Source organism: Burkholderia sp. AU33803, from assembly GCF_002223095.1.
Classification (GTDB): Bacteria; Pseudomonadota; Gammaproteobacteria; order Burkholderiales; family Burkholderiaceae; genus Burkholderia.
The window spans coordinates 273504-287539 of sequence record NZ_NKFJ01000006.1 but is presented as its reverse complement, the minus strand read 5'-3'; the positions used below and the strand labels follow the sequence as shown (position 1 = coordinate 287539).

Annotated in this window: 14 protein-coding genes; 7 read left to right on the top strand and 7 right to left on the bottom strand. The window is 64.5% G+C overall.

Translation table 11 applies throughout. The annotated features are described in order from the left end of the window. Window positions 1–72: 72 nt before the first annotated feature. On the top strand, window positions 73–1110 hold the full coding sequence (locus tag CFB41_RS18485; RefSeq protein ID WP_089457420.1) for an aldo/keto reductase: 1038 nt from the start codon (window positions 73–75) through the stop codon (window positions 1108–1110). 42 nt (window positions 1111–1152) lie between these two features. Here CFB41_RS18485 and CFB41_RS18480 read toward each other — a convergent pair whose 3' ends face one another. After that, a complete protein-coding gene (locus CFB41_RS18480) occupies window positions 1153–2817 on the bottom strand; it encodes an ABC transporter ATP-binding protein (protein WP_089457419.1) in 1665 nt (554 codons plus the stop codon). 349 nt (window positions 2818–3166) lie between these two features. Between CFB41_RS18480 and CFB41_RS18475 the strand changes: the two genes are divergently transcribed. Beyond that, window positions 3167–3643 carry a GNAT family N-acetyltransferase gene (locus CFB41_RS18475; protein ID WP_089457418.1) on the top strand — a complete coding sequence of 159 codons (477 nt, stop codon included), beginning with the start codon at window positions 3167–3169 and terminating at the stop codon, window positions 3641–3643. A 262-nt stretch (window positions 3644–3905) separates the two neighbouring features. Here CFB41_RS18475 and CFB41_RS18470 read toward each other — a convergent pair whose 3' ends face one another. Further along, a complete protein-coding gene (locus CFB41_RS18470) occupies window positions 3906–4277 on the bottom strand; it encodes a helix-turn-helix domain-containing protein (protein ID WP_089457417.1) in 372 nt (123 codons plus the stop codon). Between the two features lie 134 nt (window positions 4278–4411). Between CFB41_RS18470 and CFB41_RS18465 the strand changes: the two genes are divergently transcribed. After that, complete coding sequence (locus CFB41_RS18465; protein ID WP_089457416.1) at window positions 4412–4813, top strand: hypothetical protein; 402 nt, start codon at window positions 4412–4414, stop codon at window positions 4811–4813. Window positions 4814–4891: 78 nt separating this feature from the next. Next, entirely contained in the window at window positions 4892–5356 is a 465-nt protein-coding gene (locus CFB41_RS18460) for a hypothetical protein (protein WP_069250557.1), read from the top strand. Between the two features lie 163 nt (window positions 5357–5519). Here the strand turns inward: CFB41_RS18460 and CFB41_RS18455 are convergent, their stop codons facing one another. Further along, the gene (locus tag CFB41_RS18455; protein ID WP_089457415.1) at window positions 5520–6245 is read right to left on the bottom strand and encodes a class I SAM-dependent methyltransferase; all 726 of its coding nucleotides are present in this window, start codon (window positions 6243–6245) and stop codon (window positions 5520–5522) included. Between the two features lie 193 nt (window positions 6246–6438). Here CFB41_RS18455 and CFB41_RS18450 point away from each other — a divergent pair, with 193 nt between their 5' ends. Both CFB41_RS18450 and CFB41_RS18445 read left to right on the top strand, forming a co-directional pair. Then, window positions 6439–7446, top strand: coding sequence for a hypothetical protein (locus CFB41_RS18450; RefSeq protein ID WP_089457414.1), 1008 nt, complete (start codon window positions 6439–6441; stop codon window positions 7444–7446). Between the two features lie 222 nt (window positions 7447–7668). Next, window positions 7669–8259 (top strand): DUF4410 domain-containing protein, encoded by a 591-nt coding sequence (locus CFB41_RS18445; protein WP_089457413.1) that lies wholly within the window; start codon window positions 7669–7671, stop codon window positions 8257–8259. A gap of 98 nt (window positions 8260–8357) precedes the next feature. On the opposite strand, the gene CFB41_RS18440 is transcribed toward CFB41_RS18445, so the two are convergent. Further along, entirely contained in the window at window positions 8358–9668 is a 1311-nt protein-coding gene (locus tag CFB41_RS18440; RefSeq protein ID WP_089457412.1) for an MFS transporter, read from the bottom strand. A 517-nt stretch (window positions 9669–10185) separates the two neighbouring features. Here CFB41_RS18440 and CFB41_RS18435 point away from each other — a divergent pair. Then, the gene (locus tag CFB41_RS18435; RefSeq protein ID WP_089457411.1) at window positions 10186–10995 is read left to right on the top strand and encodes a TlpA disulfide reductase family protein; all 810 of its coding nucleotides are present in this window, start codon (window positions 10186–10188) and stop codon (window positions 10993–10995) included. 445 nt (window positions 10996–11440) lie between these two features. Here CFB41_RS18435 and CFB41_RS18425 read toward each other — a convergent pair whose 3' ends face one another. From CFB41_RS18425 to CFB41_RS18415, 3 genes are read right to left on the bottom strand one after another with little or no spacing between them, the layout of a single operon-like run. Beyond that, on the bottom strand, window positions 11441–12496 hold the full coding sequence (locus tag CFB41_RS18425; protein ID WP_089457410.1) for a relaxase/mobilization nuclease domain-containing protein: 1056 nt from the start codon (window positions 12494–12496) through the stop codon (window positions 11441–11443). A 1-nt stretch (window position 12497) separates the two neighbouring features. Further along, the gene (locus CFB41_RS18420; RefSeq protein ID WP_083417660.1) at window positions 12498–13016 is read right to left on the bottom strand and encodes a hypothetical protein; all 519 of its coding nucleotides are present in this window, start codon (window positions 13014–13016) and stop codon (window positions 12498–12500) included. A 6-nt stretch (window positions 13017–13022) separates the two neighbouring features. Then, window positions 13023–14036 (bottom strand): LPD7 domain-containing protein, encoded by a 1014-nt coding sequence (locus tag CFB41_RS18415; protein WP_179250099.1) that lies wholly within the window; start codon window positions 14034–14036, stop codon window positions 13023–13025.

Sequence of the window (14036 nt, the reverse complement as noted above, 5' to 3'; positions counted from 1 at the left end):
AGCGATACAGTGTGCCAACGCGTGGCCTCGCGGCCGCCCCTCGACCCGTCGATCACCCAAAGGAAACCCGCCATGGAATACCGCACCCTCGGCCGCTCCGGCCTCAAGGTTCCCGCCCTGAGCTTCGGCGCCGGCACGTTCGGAGGCACCGGCCCGCTGTTCAGCGCCTGGGGCAACACGGGCGTCGATGAAGCGCGCCGCCTGATCGACATCTGCCTCGAAGCCGGCGTGAACCTGTTCGACACGGCCGACGTGTATTCGGACGGCGAATCCGAGCGCGTGCTCGGCGCCGCGATCAAGGGACGCCGCGACCAGGCGCTGATCTCGACGAAGACGGGCCTGCCGACCGGCAGCGGCCCGAACGACGCGGGCACGTCGCGCGCGCGGCTGGTCCGCGCCGTCGACGACGCGCTGCGCCGCCTCGACACCGACTACATCGACCTGCTGCAACTCCACGCATTCGATGCGAGCACGCCGGTCGAGGAAGTGATGTCGACGCTCGACGATCTCGTGCGCGCGGGCAAGCTGCGCTACATCGGCGTGTCGAACTTCGCGGGGTGGCAGATCATGAAGTCGCTGGCGGCGGCGGATCGGCACGGCTGGTCGCGCTACGTGGCGAACCAGGTCTACTACTCGCTCGTCGGCCGCGACTACGAGTGGGACCTGATGCCGCTCGGCGCCGACCAGGGGCTCGGCGCACTCGTCTGGAGCCCGCTCGGCTGGGGCCGGCTCACCGGCAAGATCCGGCGCAACACGCCGCTGCCTGAAGGCAGCCGCCTGCATGAAACGGCCGGCTTCGGGCCGCCGGTCGACGACGCGCGCCTGTACGACGTGGTCGATGCGCTCGACGCGATCGCCGAGGAAACCGGCAAGACCGTGCCGCAGATCGCGCTGAACTGGCTGCTGCAGCGCCCGACGGTGTCGTCGGTGATCATCGGCGCGCGCAACGAGGAACAACTGCGGCAGAACCTCGGCGCGGCCGGCTGGGCGCTGACCGATGCGCAGGTCGCGAAGCTCGATGCGACGAGCGCGGTGGAAGCGCCTTATCCGTACTTCCCGTATCGCCGCCAGCAGGCGTTCGCGCAGCTCAATCCGCCGCTGCGCGGGTAAGCGCCGACGGCCGGCGGAGCCTGCGAACGGGGCCGTGCAGCGCTAAGCCGGCACGCGCGCATCGCCGAGCCGCACGACCTTGTCGGCCGGCCCGATGACCGAGCGCCGATGCGTGATCGCCACGACCGTGACGTCGCGGGCCAGCAGCCGCACGTGTTCCATGATGTCGCGCTCGGTGGCTTCGTCGAGCGCGGAACTCGCTTCGTCGAGGAACAGCACGGTCGGCTCGCCGTACAGCGCACGGGCAATCGCGATGCGCTGGCGCTCGCCGCCGGACAGCTTCAGCCCACGCTCGCCCACCGTCGTGCGGAAGCCGTCCGGCAGGCTCTCGATGAACGTCAGGATCGTCGCCTTCGCCGCGGCTTCACGCAGACGCTGCGCATCGCGCGGCCGGCCGAGCAGGATGTTGTCCTCGAGGCTTTCGTTCAGCAGCACGACATCCTGCGGCACGACGGCCACCGCGCCGTACCAGTCGGCCCGATCGATCTCCGCGAGATCGACGCCGTCAACGAGAATGCGCCCGCCGGTCGGCTCGATCGACTTCAGCGCGAGCTTGAAGACGGTGGATTTCCCCGCGCCGGTTTCGCCGACGAGGAACGTGATCGCCCCCCGTTCGGCGACGAAGTCGACGTCGGTCACGCCGCGGCCGTTGTCGTACGCATAGGCGACGCGGTCGAACACGATGCGCCCGTCGCGCGGCGCGAACGCCGACGCGTGCGACACCTGCCGCTCCTCGGGCGCCATCCACAGCGCCGCGAACGGCCCGAGCGCCGCGCGGGAGCGTGCGCACTCGCCGACCGCGCGCGCGATCATCTCGAACGGCTGGTTCAGCTGCAGCAGCAACGTGTTGAACAGCACGATGTCGCCGATCGACAGCGCGCCCGCCGCATGGCGCGGCAGCAGCAGCCAGAACGTCACCGCGAACTGGATCGCGAGGCCGAGGCCCAGCGCCGCAAGATAGCGGACGTGCTGCAGCACATACGCGCGCCAGCTGTCGCGCACGACACGCGCTTTCTCCGAGAAACGTTCGTGCATCCAGCGATGACTGCCGAAATGCCGGAGCGTCTCCATCGCGTTGATCGCGCCGCCGACGAAGCGCGCATTCTCCTGCCCGGCCTCGATCGCGCGATCGAGGAACGCGCGCGAGCGCCGCGCGCCGACGATCGCGATCGTCACCGCGACCGCACCGTAGGTGGCAGTGATGGCCACGACTTCGACATTGATCAGTGCGCCGAGCGTGACGAGCGTCAGCACGATCTGCAGCGCGCCGGGGATCAGTTCCATGAGGCTCAGCTGCACGATCACCGACAGCGCCCGGCTGCCGCGCTGGTTCGCGTTCTGGATTTCGGCGGGATTGTGCTCGACGAAGAACGCCGTGGTCTTCTTCAGGATGCGCTCGAAAAAGCGCGTGCTGGTGATGAAGCCGAGATTCTCCGAGCTCATGAACGCCAGGTACTGCACCACGCGTTGCAGCGCGCTGGAGAGGCCCAGCAGTACCGCGTAGAGCAGGAAGCCCGGGATCAGCGCGTGGACCACGCCGCGGTGCGACAGCGCGTCGATCAGGCGCGAGAACAGATAGGGGGCGGCAACCGCGCTCGCGCTCGACAGGATGACGACCGCCACGACCGTCAGCAACATCAGGCGATCGGCCTTCCAGTAGGCCCGCAGGACCTCGGTGATCGGATGCGACGCACGGGTTTCGTTCATGGCGGGATGAACCGGGCGCGGCGCAGCCCGGTTGGCGGCGATGGGCGAAAAAGTCTAACAGAGTGAAAGGCGTGGCGTCGTTCGGACGGGATGGCGGCGGTGTTGCGCGGACGAAAGCCCGCGGCTCCAGGATGCGCGAAGGCCAAACCTGACGGCTCCAAGCGCAGCCGACGTGATCGCCGCAGGTTCTGCCTGACGGTCGAAGTCGTGAGAATGTGTCGGATCGTGGCACCATGAAATGCGGTCGCCATGGGCCTACCCATGGGGCCGCGACCTTCCTATCGTGGAGACCTGCGACGCGCCGGCCGGATCGGCAGCGCCCCCTCTTCTCCTCGACAGGTCCGCCAACATGAACACCAACGACACCGGACTGACCGTACGCGCGGTCACGGAACACGACTACGACCAGTGGCTGCCGCTGTGGGACGGCTATAACCGCTTCTACGGCCGCTTCGACGACACGGCTCTGCCGATGCGGGTCACACAACTCACGTGGTCGCGCTTCTTCGACGGTTACGAGCCCGTGCACGCGCTCGTCGCGGAGCGCGCCGGCCGGCTCGTCGGGCTCGTGCATTTCCTGTATCACCGCAGCACGACGCATATCGGGCCGACCTGCTACCTGCAGGACCTGTTCACGCTCGACAGCGAGCGCGGCAAGGGCATCGGCCGCGCGCTGATCGAAGCCGTGTACGACGCCGCGCGTGCGCATCGCGCCGAACGCGTGTACTGGCAGACACACGAGACGAACCACACGGCGATGCGGCTCTACGACACCGTCGCGGAAAAAACGGGCGGAATTGTTTACAGAAAGACGCTGCCGCGCTGAGTACAGTTAGTCGGGTATTTATCCCCCGCTCATTCGACGCATTGGCGACCCGCCACGTGCGCGAGACCGTCGGTGGACATGTGCCGTCCCAACCCCACGGTAGCCCGCGGGATACGAATTCGTCCTTTCACTGGATATTTGTATCTCCAAGGACACCATTTCGATATGTCAGTTTTCGTCGCTCATAATGGGGGCATATCAATTCTCTGGACTGGCCATTCCCCTGCTCTGGAGCTTCAAATCTCCCGCACGTCCAACGAAATCAAACGTCTTCGGTCTCGTCCGCCGCCCTCCCCGTCCCCGGTTGTTCCATTGGCGTGCCGTTGATCGCAGCCACTAGCGCCAGCACCCCGCGTTTTTCTCGCAGCTTCAATTCTCGGAAGCCCGCGAGGAGCAGTTCTTCGTCGCCAGTTAGCGCCAAAGTTCCGGGGTCGGACGTGCGGCCGGTAAGCAGATACTGAACATCGACACCAATCTCAGCAAGTCGGGTCAGATAGTTCGCATCCGGAATCCTCGAGCCTTGTTCATAGTTGGACTGAGCCTGTTTCCGAACACCTCCTGCTTCGCCGAATTCGGCTTGGTTCATTTGCAGGCGTCGCCGCTCCTGCTTCAAGCGAAGCGGAAAGTTACTCATGTGTGGATTTTCTGTTGACATGAACTCATTTGTTGACTATCGTTAGCATGTACTCAGTTGTGTCCCGGGATGGACAAGAGCCCTGAGAAACTCCTGCTCCTGCCTGCACACGATCTCGATGTATCGGAGGACTCATGCCATCCACGTACGAAATCTGCGGCGCACTTTCCGTCGTCGGTAGCTTCCGACGCAATCACGCGCAGCAGTTCGCGGAACGCTTGCCCGCCTCCGCGACCGTGTACTGCGTTACTGACGCCGTCACGCATTCGGTCATGATCCGCGTTCGCGGCGCACTTACCGATCAAGAGGTCACCTCTATCGAAGGCGATCTGAAAGAATTCTCCCAGAAGTGGGCTCGAACCGCCGCCGTATTCAGTCGCATACGGTTCGGCGAACAATCCCTCATGCCCCTCGCGCCGGGCCGACACGTCGAACGGTTGCAGGATCCGGCGAAAGAATACGTCCGGCATCACACGCCTACGCCGCCGCATTCTGATAGTCAAAACACTCAGATACTGTCGGCTCCGCTCGGATGATCCGCCAAGGCTATCTAAAAGCCGAGATTTTCGCCCCAATCGGGACACTGGTTTCCCCCCAACCTCTGGAGGTTCGCAATGGAAGAGCCCGCACCGTACAGCCTCTCAGGCGCACTGCCCGTCCAAGACGACTTGAACGATGAACAACTCGATCGGGTATCCCGGCACCTGAGCGGTATCGCCACCGTGTACGTGAAACACGACACCGTAGCGCATACCGTTTCATTGTGCATCTCGGGTACGTTGATGCGTGACGATGCGCGTTACATCGAACAACGCATCGAACGCTTCGCCGAGGAGCATGCTCGTGCGGCCTCTATTCTACTTAGCGAGTGGAACGGTGTGACGAGCGAGCTTGTTGTCGGAATGAACTGGGACGCCCAGTGCCTCATCAAGCTGGCAGCGATCCAAGAACAACTTGGAAAGCTTCCGGAACGATATTTCGATTTTCTCTTGCGACTGGAACCCGCGGGTGCACCGGCGCGTGGCAAGCAGTTCTTGTCGGTTTCGATCGAGACCAGCGACGAACAGCAGGTTGTATAACGCAAGATCAGCGTTACAGATACTCCGCGCAAATAAGATGTCGAGGTGCCGAAGCACAGCGTTGGCTACCGCTCGTTTAGCACAGGGGCCGCCCGATAAGTCGGTAAAACATCCGAATTGAAAACCGCGCGAAACATCCGCGTCGCCGCTCATTCGCATGCGCTCAAAGCAGTGGCCGAGCCTTGATCCAGAGAAACAGCGGCACGCGCGCCCACTGTTTCAGTTGCTCCGTATCGGCATGATCGGGCGGCGGCTCGCGCAGCGACACGATCGCAAACCCGGCCGCTTCCAATGCCTCCATGTTTGCCTGCAGCGGCAGCGACCAACCCGCGAAGTGCATCGACAGCCCGTCGCGCGTTTCGACGCCATCGAAATGCTCGCGCCCGAAATAGCTGCCCTTCAGCACGAACGGCGCATCGTGTTGCGGCCCCGCGAAGCCACCGCGATCGCGGAACGGATGCACGATCGAGATGAACAGCGTCCCGCCCGGCTTCAGCACGCGGCGCGCTTCGTTCAACGCGCGCTGCATGTCGTCGAGATCCATCAGCACGTTGTACGCCATCACGAGATCGAAGCTGGCCGCGTCGAACGGCAGCGACGCCGCATCGGCCAGCTCGTAGCGATGCGCGGAATCCGCGTGACGCGCGGCGTCGAGCATCGCGGGCACCACGTCGCTCGCGGTCACGTCGTAGCCGAGCGCCTTCAGCTCGCGGCTCACGCGGCCTTCGCCGCAGCCGATTTCCAGCGCGCGGCCGGTGTCGCGGCCGATATAGGCCGCGAGCCCCGCGCGGTATTTCCAGAACGCGTCGTGCCCCGGCTTGCCGGCCCAGTCGATCCATTGGTCGGCGACTTGCGTCCAGTGTTCGGTGATGGCTGTCGTGTCGGTCATGTGCGCTCCCGCCCGGTGTGCGTCGTTGGCTCCGGATGCGCATGGTAAGCCGAAGCGGCGGCACGCGTCGGCGGGGTGCACCGGCCAACTGGTTTCCGTTTCCAGCCACGACGTTCTACAGTGACATAAAACAATCCGCGCCGTTGCACATCGCCGCCGCCCGACGACGCGCCCCCGATTCCGAGGACACCCCATGCCGAGCATCCTGGCCGCGCCCACCAATCTCCCCCCGAGCCCCGTCGCGGCCGAAACGCGCATGGTGCACGACGTCGCGACGCTCAAGCTGTCCGACTACCGTGCGGCGGACGGTGCGTCGTGGGTCATCGCCACCCTCACGCCGGCCGCGGACAGCGGCACCAACGTAACCGGTACGACGTACTTCGACACTGCGAAAGGCCAGACCGTCCCGGTACCCGACGCGCGACGCCGCTATGCGAATCGCGGCACGTGGCAGGTCGTCGCGAGCTCGAGCCCTTCCGTGCCCGCCACCGGCCGCTACGACTGGCTGACGCTTGCGTGGCTGCCGATAAACCGGCGGCCGCTGCCGCAAACGCCCGAGCACCTGTATTCGCCGTTCATTCGCGGCGGCACGATCGTGTATCGATGGAATCCCGCCGCGGAAGGCGGCGAGCAGTTCGGCAACGTGCGGATGATCTTTCCGGAATGGACGCAGCAGGTGGCCGATGCGTTGCGGGCGGCTCCGGCAGCGTCACCGGACGGGGCCAACGCGTCGTCTGCACCGCTACCGCTCGATCGCCTGAAAGCGGACACGAATCCGATGACCGCCGTGCTCGACTTCAGCGACGCACTGCGTGACGAGCCGGTCGACAAGATCGTCGCGCGGCTGCCGGGCCTGCTACGCGTGAAGGATCTGCACGAACTGTCGGCGATCGTGTTCCTGTGCCTGTCCGGATCACGCGCGGAAGACCGGCCGCGCTTCGCTGACGTGATCCACGGCTCGATCGCGTCGACCGACGACGGCGCGCGGCTGCTCGCGATCGCCTATGGCGCGTTCGCAGCCGGCCGGGCGCGGCCTTATCCGTTCAACGATGCGGGGCAGACGGCGCGTATCAACGACGTGTTCGGCGCGTTGAAGCAGCGGACGGCGGCACTCAACGTGCCGGTCGGGGAAGGCTCGCCCTGGTACGAATTCTTCACCGCGTATCGGCTCGGCGGCGCAGTGTCCGGCACCGGGCAATGAGTGCCCGCGGCGGCCCCCGCCGCGACAGCAAGACCCGATCACGGGTGTGAAAAATCTCTCGCCACGCAGTCCGCGGCTTTTTCATGCATGCCAAACGCGGCGATGAAGCCATGCCGATTCAATTTCCGATTTATTCGACCTTTTGAATCGAATCGTCCCGTGCTAGATTTCCGCCCGGCCACAGAGCCATCTCACATAACCCGAACTAAAAAAGACCAAATCATGAAATCTGTATTCCGTCATGCCGCACTGGCACTGGTAACGATCGGCTTCCTGTCGGGCTGCGCGAGCAGCGTGACACGCGACGCCAGCGATCAGGCGGGGGCCATCGCAACGGCATCGACGCCCAAATTCGGCTCGAAACCCGTGATCGTGCAAGTCACGCTCGACAACGCCGCCCAGGAAGCGCTGAAAGACAATCTGAAATTCAGCCCTGAGAACCTGAAAGGAAAAATCGAAAGCGCACTGGCCGCACGCAAGCTGCTGGCAAAGGCGGATTCGACCGATGCGATGCACCTGAACGTGGAAGTCAACGGCATTCGCGTGCGCTCGAGCTTCTCGGCCGTCATGTTCGGCTTCATGGCGGGCAACGATCATGTCGACGGCACCGTGACGCTCGTCGACGCCGACAATCATCAGGTCGACCGCTTCAAGGTGTCGGCTTCGTATGCGCTCGGCGGTATCGCCGGCGGCATGGACGACACGCGCATGAACTGGCTCTACGAGAAGTTCACCGAGAAGACGCTGACGACGCTCGAACCGGCGGCTGACGCGCAACAACAGGCAGACGCCGCGCAGGCGAAGAAGCTGTAATCGTCGACGCCCGACGGGCCGCGCATGCGCGGCTCGTCGGGCGGTCACCCCGGCGCGCGCCGCTTCGACGACGAAGCGGATATCGACCGGTGAGACGTTCAGCGGGCATGTTCGTCCTTCAGCATGCCCTTCAGCAGCAGACACGCGCCCCCACCCACCGCGCTCACGCACGCGACATAGCCGAAGTACAGCTGATAGCCGCGCATGCCCGGATACGCGGTCGTCAACCAGCCGTTCAGCAGCGGCAGGAACACGTCCGGCGAATAGCCGAGCAGCGAGATGATGCCGATCGCGAGCCCCGTGATCCGCGCCGGTACGTCGCAGCGTTCGAGTACGCTCCAGTACAGCCCGCGCACCGCATAGGTCAGCAGGCCGATCACGATCACGACACCCACGAGCAGCGCAATCTGGTTGAGCGACGGAAACGCGATCAGCCCGACGAACGCGAGCGCCGCGCAGAACAGCGCGCCGCCGAGCACGTTCAGCGTGCCGATGCGATCGCCGACGAAGCCGCCGCCGATGCCGCCGATCGGCCGCATCCACAGCTTCAGCGACGCGATGAAGCCGGCCGCAACGATCGACATGCCGACGCCCTTCTGCTGCAGATACGGTGAAATGCTGTAGGTCGCCCACGACAGGTGGTAGCCGCAGAACACGATCAGCGCGAACACCCACAGCCGGCGATTGCGCGCGAGCGTGAGCAGGTCGCGGCCGAGGTGGCCTTTCTCCGCCGTCACCGCATCGTGCGCCGCCGCCCCGCCCGCATCCTTGACGAACAGCAGCAGCGCGCCGAGCGCGATGCATACCGTCGAATAGCCGACGACCACCTGCCGGAACGCGCCGCCGTGCGACACGCCGCGCGTGTCGACGAGCCACGCGAACAGCGCAAGCGACGCGGTCGCCAGCAGCGCCTCGATCAACCCGCGGCCGCCGTCGAGAAACCCGAAGAACCAGCCCTGCTCGCTCGGTCGCGCGATCGTCTTCACGCGCTTGATCACGGATGCCCAGAACGTCAGGTCCGTCGTCACGCCCCAGCCGCAGAAAATTGCCATCAACGTCGCATACGTCGGCGCGCTCGCATTCGCATACCAGAAGCCGAGCGCGCCGGTGCCCGCGAGCGAGAAGCCGATCAGCCAGCGCGGCGGCAGGCGATCGGCAAGCCAGCCGCTCGGCAGGTAGCAGACGAGAAAGGTGGTGCCGAGCGCCGAATAGAGATAACCGAGCTGCGTGCGCGTGATCTGGAACAGGTCCAGCATCGTGTCCTGGTAGAACTGGCGCAGGTACAGCATCGGGTAGATCGCACCGGCCGCGCAGACGAGCAGCGCAAGCTGAACGTAGCGGCCAGTAGACGCAGTGGTGGCGGTATCGCCGGGTGGCGCGGTGCGAAGTGCCGCGTCATGGTTCGTCATGTGTCTCCTCCATCGGGTGATCCCCGCCGGCCGCTGGCCGGCTTCATGCAATTCATGCAATGCGCGAGTGAATGCCCGGTGCTCGCATCTGGCAGCGGCCCTATTCCGTTTGATCAGCCGACATGAGTCGGTTCGCGGCCGCGCCCACCGGCCGCCACCGGGCATTCACGCCCGCACGCTTGACGACAAAAAATCGGCCGCCCGGGGAGAGCGGCCGTCAAGGAGAGATCCCTATTCGGGATGCCGGCGGACACCACTCCGGACCGGCCTGAGTATTGTTGATGAACGCGATTCCGATGACCATCAGACCGGTCTGATTTGCAGCCTGCCCGCCTGCAAATCACGGAGTCCTGAGCCCGCCACCTCGTTCGAATCCGCAACGCGCCGTTACGTTCTCGACGGGAACCCCCATACGCGGCGACCTGTCGAATCGCCGCACGACCGTCGACGGCTTCATCGCCTTGGCGGACAATCACTTCTCCTCCTTCGCTCGTCCACGTCCAACTGTTCCCTTTTCATGCTGAGCATCGGTCCCTTCTCGATCCGCGTCGTCGCGGTAGCCGCCGCCGCGCTGCTGGCGTGGCTCGTCGCGCGTTTCTTCCAGCGCCGCCCGCCTGACGGGCATCACAAGACGGCATCGAGCTTGATCCTCGACGTGCTGCTGCTCGGGCTGATCGCCGCGCGCGTCGGCTATATCGCGCGGTGGTGGAGCGACTATGCGGCATCGCCACGCTCGATCATCGCGCTCGGCGACGGCGGCTTCGACTGGCGCATCGGCCTGGTGGCCGGCCTGATGTTCGCGGGCTGGCGCCTGCGCCGCTTGCCCGCGCTGCGGCGACCGGTGCTGGCCGGCATCGTCGCGGGCCTCGGTGCGTGGGGCGTCGCGCAAGGCACGCTGGCGACGTTGCAGCAGAGTGCACCGCCGCTCGCCGCGATGCAGCTTCAGGCGCTCGACGCGACGCCCGTGTTGCCGGCGAGCGTCCTCGGCAAGCCGGTCGTCGTGAACCTGTGGGCGACATGGTGCCCGCCGTGCCAGCGCGAAATGCCGATCCTCGAACAGGTGCAGCGTGACCATCCTGGCATCACGGTGCTGATGATCAACCAGGGCGAAAATGCGCAGACCGTGCGCGCGTTCCTCGAACAAAAGGGCCTGCGCTTCAATCATGTGCTGCTCGATCCGTCGTTGCACGCGATGCATGCCTATGGATCGCGTGGACTGCCGACCACGCTGTTCTTCAACGCAAAAGGCGAACTCGTCGAATCGCACATGGGCGAGCTGACCGTCGCGCGGCTGAAGGACACCGTCACGCAGCGCTTCGGGCAGTAATACCGGTGGCTGACCGGAAAGCGCCGCCACGCCGCTTCGTCACATCCGCGCTTCGACCACGGCCAGGCGGTACACAACGACCGATCCGATAGGCCTCACCGAATGCGTCAGCCCGATCGTGTCCAACTTGCGCGACGGCCTGCACATCGGCCAGGAGACGGATGCCATCACGACGTATCTGTATGCGGCGCTCTGCCTGATGGCATCGCCGATGTGGCATCGGCCTACGCCGAAGGGCTCGACAAGAGGCCACGTGGCTTCAACGCCGGACCAGAACATGCGCGCAAGCAGATGCACGCACTGCATGCGTCAGCACGAACGGCGCCGGCCTACGTCGTGGGCCGGTCAGACAGACGGACGCCTGCGCTTCACCCGGTGCCAATCACCGGCGGCACCGCCGCACGACACCCGTGAACCATCAAGCGCGTGCACATTAAGCGTAGTATCAGTCTCGGTCAAATGGCGGATCAGGTTCGGTTGGCCTGTCATCGACACTGCGCTGTCTTCCCGTGAAGTGGGCGATATACCTGTGCGCGACGGGGCGGTCACGATGTGAGCACTCGGTGGCCGGCTCGAGTCGGGTAGCGCCGGGATCCAATTGCCGTGCCGGCATGTGCTGCACAAAATCCACAATAGCCATTGCCATGGTTCGGTCTTCCGGGATACCGGAATGTGCCAATGCTTGTGCGACTCCGCGCCAGACTGCCAATGTTTCGATATGTGCGTCCCATAACACCATTGTTGCCCGCTCATCGAGCACTGATCGGTAAAAGCGTGGGGCAACTCCACGAGACTGCATCCGTACAACGGCCTGCGCCCGAAAGCGTTGTGTCTCACCGCGAACCAGCCTCGGCGTTGCGTTGGCGTCGACCCCGTGCTCGCGCAACTGTCGCGCGAACACCTCGCGCCATGTGCGCAGGTCCCGCTTGCGCGGATTCAGACACCGTCCGTCAGGACCACGCACCCGAACACACAGATGTACGTGCGGATGCGGTTGGTCATCATGCTGTGCGAACACGTACGATCGTCCGTCGCCGAATATCTCGCGCGCGAATGCCCTTGACGCCTCTCGGACGGCCGCGCGGTCCGTGCCCGCGGGCATTGATAGCATCAAATTGAAGGTTTCCCGACGCCGGCTCTCTTCCGGCATCCCCCAACCACCCCACCGCCATTCGTCAAAAAGGTCCTGCAGGGCAGCGTCTCCGACCAACACGTGCTCGTCCTGGTCTTCCAGCTCGACATGGCCAGCGCGTGAAATATATTGCAGATGTCGCCGCACCGCACCCATGCCCTGTGCGCCTGACGCTCTGTTGGTAATCTTGACCATGACCTCGGGCGCGCGTCGAAGCGTCAAAGCCAGTCGTTCGCGCAGACGCAGCGCATCGCGCGGCAATGCCACGCCGGGCAGATGCGGGGCGCGCACATGCCGCAGCGGCTCATGAAACAGTCGATCGCCCCAGTTGACGAGCAGCGCATCGACGTACTGTCTGGGAAACGGCATCTCAACGGCTCCATCGGTCCAGATTAGTTTGCAGCAACTGTGCGACAAAACGCAGATGTGTGAGGATTATGGCGCGCGAGTGCTCCCAATCGGACACGTGATGGCCCTCGCCCGTGTTGCGAGCAAGCTCACCCAGCCGCGTACGAATCGCGGCGAGCTGCCGATTCGATTCCGCAAGCAGCATCATCTCCCGGTTTCCCAATTGCGGCTCGCCGGTCAGATGAGCGCGAATTAACGCAGCAATCCATCGATTTGCGGTGAAACCCTGAACATGGGCCAGTCCTTTGATACATTCCAACTCGGCCGGCATAAGGCCTACGCCGATTCGTACAAACGGCTCACTCGGCGCCGAAAGTACTGCAGACGTGTCGGGCGGCTCATGGGCGATGTCCAGTGCTTCGGCCACGAGCCGCCTGATCCCCTCGCCGGCGCTCACCCCGTTCTGCACACATCGTGCCTGCCACAAGGGCTTGAGCGGACCCAGTTCGACCGCAATGCGCGCTCGGTTTCGCGATCCCATGTTCGTCTACCGTTCGCCAGGCAACGGCATGGCGGGTGCCTGATCGATTTCTCGCGACGGGGCAGACGATTGCTGGTGTTCGACCTTTTCCGCTCGCGCGGACGGTACCGCCGGATCGAACACGCGAGGTCGGGGAAGCTCGACGTCCTCGGCGTGAAGCGCGTCGAGCATGCGCACAGCGCGACGCTTAACACGATCGACCGAACGATCACTGAAACCCTGCTCGCGCATGGCCGCCACAATCACGGCGAGATGAATCCCGTCGTCCTCCCATTTCGCGTGGCGCACCGATGCATCCACGGGACGGGCTGGACTCTCGTCACGGACACTCCCAGGCGCTGGAATCGCCGCTGCTTGTGGCTGCAGCGCAAGATGCTCGGAATCGCGATCGCGCGTGTGTTCAGTCGGCCCGTTCAACTCAGAAAGACGTGCGAGGTCGGCAGGCTTCGGTGTGTACCCGCTTACCTCAATACCGATTGAAGCGGCCTGCAGCCATACTTCGCGGCAAAAAGCGTCGTGCCCCGACACGCGAATGCGCGCCCACGCCTTCGCCTGCACCATATCTATCATGGAAGCAACAATGTCTGTATGAGTGTGCGCCGTGACGAGATATCGCCCCCGGTCCTCGAATGCCAGCGAGTATGGGGCATCCTTCAGAAAATACTGACCGCCGGCGCGCAGGTAGCTTCGCCTAACTCGCTCTGGCGCGTCGGCGATCTGCGTGAACTTCGGCACTGAATCTATCGCACTGGTGTCGGACACACCGTCCGTGCCGGCGTCGTCTCGCCCCGCCTCGACGCGGCTGCCACCAGCCTGCTCTCGTAGCAGGGCGCGCGCCGCATCAAACTCGCTGCGCCGACGCGCAAGCATTGCGAGGTAGCCGAATTGTTGTGCAGGAAAGTGCTCCGACGGGTGGCGTCGCGCGATGTCGACGTCCGGAGTCCATTCAGGCTCGATGGCGTTCATGGCGAAGTTCGCACTGCGTGCGAAAAGCGTCGGCGACTGGGCATCATCCATCAT